The organism is Micromonospora foliorum, assembly GCF_022229015.1.
In the GTDB taxonomy this organism is placed as follows: Bacteria; Actinomycetota; Actinomycetes; order Mycobacteriales; family Micromonosporaceae; genus Micromonospora; species Micromonospora foliorum.
The window spans coordinates 1-3,815 of sequence record NZ_JAKKFF010000043.1 but is presented as its reverse complement, the minus strand read 5'-3'; the positions used below and the strand labels follow the sequence as shown (position 1 = coordinate 3,815).

The 3,815-nt window shown below is 72.5% G+C and carries 4 protein-coding genes and 1 pseudogene; 3 read left to right on the top strand and 2 right to left on the bottom strand.

Annotated features, from left to right (window positions below; all coding sequences use genetic code 11):
- Nucleotides 1-531 (bottom strand): annotated as a pseudogene (locus PSH25_RS04165) (helicase-associated domain-containing protein); the annotation flags it as partial.
- A gap of 83 nt (nt 532-614) precedes the next feature.
- On the opposite strand from PSH25_RS04165, the gene PSH25_RS04160 reads away from it, so the two are divergent.
- Nucleotides 615-1,238 carry an HAD family hydrolase gene (locus PSH25_RS04160; protein ID WP_238657733.1) on the top strand — a complete coding sequence of 208 codons (624 nt, stop codon included), beginning with the start codon at nt 615-617 and terminating at the stop codon, nt 1,236-1,238.
- Between the two features lie 27 nt (nt 1,239-1,265).
- Nucleotides 1,266-1,652 carry a cold-shock protein gene (locus tag PSH25_RS04155; RefSeq protein WP_030329652.1) on the top strand — a complete coding sequence of 129 codons (387 nt, stop codon included), beginning with the start codon at nt 1,266-1,268 and terminating at the stop codon, nt 1,650-1,652.
- On the opposite strand, the gene PSH25_RS04150 is transcribed toward PSH25_RS04155, so the two are convergent.
- Complete coding sequence (locus PSH25_RS04150; protein WP_238657732.1) at nt 1,613-2,461, bottom strand: 1,4-dihydroxy-6-naphtoate synthase; 849 nt, start codon at nt 2,459-2,461, stop codon at nt 1,613-1,615. The two genes, PSH25_RS04155 and PSH25_RS04150, sit on opposite strands and share 40 nt — an antisense overlap.
- 421 nt (nt 2,462-2,882) lie before the next feature.
- On the opposite strand from PSH25_RS04150, the gene PSH25_RS04145 reads away from it, so the two are divergent.
- Nucleotides 2,883-3,749 (top strand): helix-turn-helix domain-containing protein, encoded by an 867-nt coding sequence (locus tag PSH25_RS04145; protein WP_238657731.1) that lies wholly within the window; start codon nt 2,883-2,885, stop codon nt 3,747-3,749.
- Nucleotides 3,750-3,815: the final 66 nt, after the last annotated feature.

Sequence of the window (3,815 nt, the reverse complement as noted above, 5' to 3'; positions counted from 1 at the left end):
CGGGCCGGCCGCCAACCGGTCGAGGATCGCCCGGGCCGAGGGCGGGGCGGCGAGCACCGTCCGTCGGAGCTTCGCCGGGTCCGCGCAGAGCGCGGCCGTGCGCGGGTCCAGCTCCGCGGCCGGCCGGCCGAGCCCAGCGGGGTACGGGGCGACTTCGTCGACGGCGGGCACCACCTGGAGCGCGTGCTCCGGGCCGTACAGCAGGAAGAGCGCACGCAGTCGGCCCACGGCGGCCCGGACTGCCGTCGGAGCCGGCGGTTGCGGCCCGGAGGTCGCCATCACGAGCACGGTTTCGGTGGTCGTGGTGGCGTCGTCCGGATTCCGGGTGAGGCGGGCGGCGTCCAGGATCTGGAGGGTGAAATGGTCCAGACCGTCCAGTGCGCGGGCCACGGAGACCCGGGACTGGGCCCGGATGGCCAGGGCGGAGACGTCGGCCGGCACGGGCACGACGAGGTCCGGCCGCAGCTGGAGGAGCGCGGCCAGTGACTCGTCGGGCAGCGACCGCAGGTGGTCGGCGAGTGAGGTGGTCATCGTCTTTCCACGCTAGCCCGGCACCGGGCTTCCGCGCCCCTCGGACGTCCGGCCGACTGGGAGTAGCCGGTACGTTTCTCGACATGCCCGCACTGACCGTCGGATTCGACCTCGACATGACCCTGGTGGATTCCCGCCCCGGCATCGCCGCGGCCTACCGGGCGCTGACCGCGAGGACCGGTGTGCCGGTCGACGCCGAGCTGGCGGTGTCCCGGCTCGGCCCGCCGCTGCGTACCGAGATCGCGCACTGGTTTCCGCCGGAGCAGGTCGAGTCGGCCGTGCGGGTGTATCGCGAGCTGTACCCGGCGTACGCGATCACCCCGACGCTTCTGCTGCCCGGCGCGCGGGAGGCCATCGACGCGATCCGTGCGCGGGGCGGGCGGGTGCTCGTCGTCACCTCCAAGATCGGCAGGCTGGCCCGGATGCACCTGGACCACCTCGGTCTCGCGGTCGACGAGTTGGCCGGCGACCTGTTCGCCGAGCAGAAGGCGACAGCTCTGCGGGAGCACGGCGCGACCCACTACGTCGGTGACCACGTCGCGGACATGGTGGCGGCGGCTGCGGCCGGGGTGCCCGGCATCGGTGTCGCGACCGGCCCGTGTTCCTCCGACGAGCTGCGCGCGGCCGGGGCGGAAGTGGTGCTGGACGGGCTCGTCGAATTCCCAGCGGCGCTCGACGGGATGATCCAGCTAGCCTTGGAGCAGTAGCGGCTCAAGTGAAGCAGGGGTTTTCAGGTGCCTACGGGTCGAGTGAAGTGGTACGACACGGCCAAGGGATACGGCTTCGTCACGAGTGACGAGGGCGGCGACGTGTTCCTGCCCAAGGGGGCGCTGCCGGCGGGTGTCACCGACCTCAAGGGTGGCCAGCGGGTCGACTTCAGCGTGGTGGACAGCCGCCGGGGCGCGCAGGCCATGGGAGTCAAGCTGCTGGACGCGCCGCCGTCGATGGCGGAGCTGCGCCGTCGGCCGGCCGAGGAGCTGCACGGCCTGGTCGAAGACATGATCAAGGTGCTGGAGGCGAAGGTCCAGCCGGACCTGCGCCGGGGTCGGTACCCGGACAGGAAGGCCGCGCAGAAGATCGCTCAGCTGGTCCACGCGGTGGCACGCGAGCTGGAGGTCTGAGGCACCAGGCCGGCGGTGGCGGCCCGGTCGAGCAGTGCCGCCACCGCGGCGAAGCCGGCCTCGCCCAGGTCCGCGGTGAACTCGTTGACGTAGAGGCCGATGTGCCGGTCCACCACGTCGAGTTCCATCTCCTGGGCGTACGCCAACACGTACTCCCGGCTGGCCGCCGGGTCCGCCCAGGCCTGCCGGACCGACTCGCGGACCCAGCCGGCCGCGGCCTCCGGGTCGACCGCCCCACGACGGGCCAGGATCGCGCCGAGGGGGATGGGCAGGCCGGTGTCGGCCTCCCACCACTCGCCGAGGTCGACCAGGGCGCCTAGGCCGTGCCGGTGGTAGGTGAACCGGGCCTCGTGGATGACCAGCCCGGCGTCGTAGCGCCCAGCCGCCACGCCGGGCATGATCTCGTGGAACGGGACCACCTCGATCCGGGCCGGCGGTCGCCCGGCCGACCAGAGCCGGAACAGCAGGTACGCGGTGGTCCGGTCGCCCGGCACCGCCACCGTGGCACCGGTCAGGTCGGTGCGGTCCGGCCCGCCGTCACGGTCGCCCCGGGTGAGCACCAGCGGGCCGCAACCGCGACCGAGCGCGCCGCCGCAGGGCAGCAGGTGGTAGTCGTCGAGCAGCCAGGGCAGCGCCGCGAAGCTCACCTTCACCAGGTCGAACGCGCCCCGCTCGGCCGCCGTGTTGGTGACGTCCACGTCGGCGTACGTCACCTCGACCGGCGGCGCGCCGGGCACCCGCCCGTGCACCAGCGCGTGGAAGACGAACGTGTCGTTGGGGCAGGGCGAGATCGCCAGGGAGAGCGCCACACCCTCACCGTAGCCCCGCCCTCCGCCACGGGCCCGTGCCCACCCCGCGACTGTGATCCGGGTCGGAGCGTGGCGGCGGCGCGAACTGCGGCGGACGCCCGCCGGGTGGAAGCAACGCCCGGAAACGACCGGGCCAGCCAGGTCGAGCACCCACCCCAGTCTCCCTTTCGAGCTGATGTCGTAAACGAGTCGCCCAGCGCGGAAAGTTAGCGACCACGAACGCGGGGCCGGGAATCCGGAGGTGGATTGGGGCGTGCAGGCTCGGGCGGTGATCGGTCGCGGGGCGATGCCGCAAACGATTCAGCTCCAAAGGGAGATTGCGGGAGTAGGTCATCCACCGGTCGGAGCGGTTGTCCACAGGGTTATCCACAGCTCGACACAGGGTGTTGATAGCTCGCTGACCAGCCGGGAACATCGGACTGTGAACGACGCGAGTGACCAAACCGAGGGCGGCGGAGCCGATCTCGGCCGGGCGCTGCGCGCTCTGCGTCGCAGAGCCGATCTGAGTCAGCGGCAGTTGGCCGAGAAATCCGGGGTGCCGCAGCCGACGCTGGCCCGGATCGAGTCGGGGCGGGCGGTCGATCCAAGATTCCGGACGGTGGAACGCCTCGTCCGGGCCGCAGGCGGAAAGGTGGCCGTCGGCGTCCCACCCTCCATCTCCGGCGTCACCGAGCCCACGCCGGTCCCGCACGACGACATGCGGGACGACGCGGGCCGCCGTTACCCGGCTCACCTGGACGTCTGGCCGGTCCACGAGCCTCGGGACTGGCCCGGCGCCTGGTGGGCGGAGTGGTACAGGTTGCCGCCCCACCGGTATCCACTTCCGCTGCCACCGGCCGCGTACGAGCTGAATCGGCGCTATCGCGACAACCGGCGGTGGGCGGCCGAGGTCCGGCGGACTGCGCAGGTGCGCCGGGTGGTCAGCGGCGACCTGCCGGCCACCTCCTGGCGGTACGTCGCCGAACTTCCCGACGGAACGCTTCTGGGCGAACTGCGGGCCCACGAGCGGAGCCCGTTCCTGGAGTACGGGGAGTGGCATCCGGACGTGCCAGAGCGGGAGATGGTGCTCGACGGCGTGCTTGTCGATGCCCGGTACCGGCGGTTGGGGCTCGGGCGTCGGCTGGTGACCGCACTGGTGACCGGGATGCGCGAGGCGGGCATCGACGACGCGGCCGCTGTCGCCGAGGGGTTCGGCACGGAGCTGTTGCTGGCGTGCGGCTTCGAGATCGAGGCACGCCGCCCGATCGCGCTCCGCCTGGGCCACCCCGGCAAACGCTGTTTCTCCTGAGCGTCGGCCAGGCAGCGCAGTGCCGGGTCAGCGCGGTGCCGGGTCAGCGCGGTGCCGGGTCAGCGC

What these genes read in the sequence shown, in the direction of transcription:
- PSH25_RS04160 (WP_238657733.1), top strand. Translation starts at nt 615, where the DNA reads ATGCCCGCACTGACCGTCGGATTCGACCTCGACATGACCCTGGTGGAT.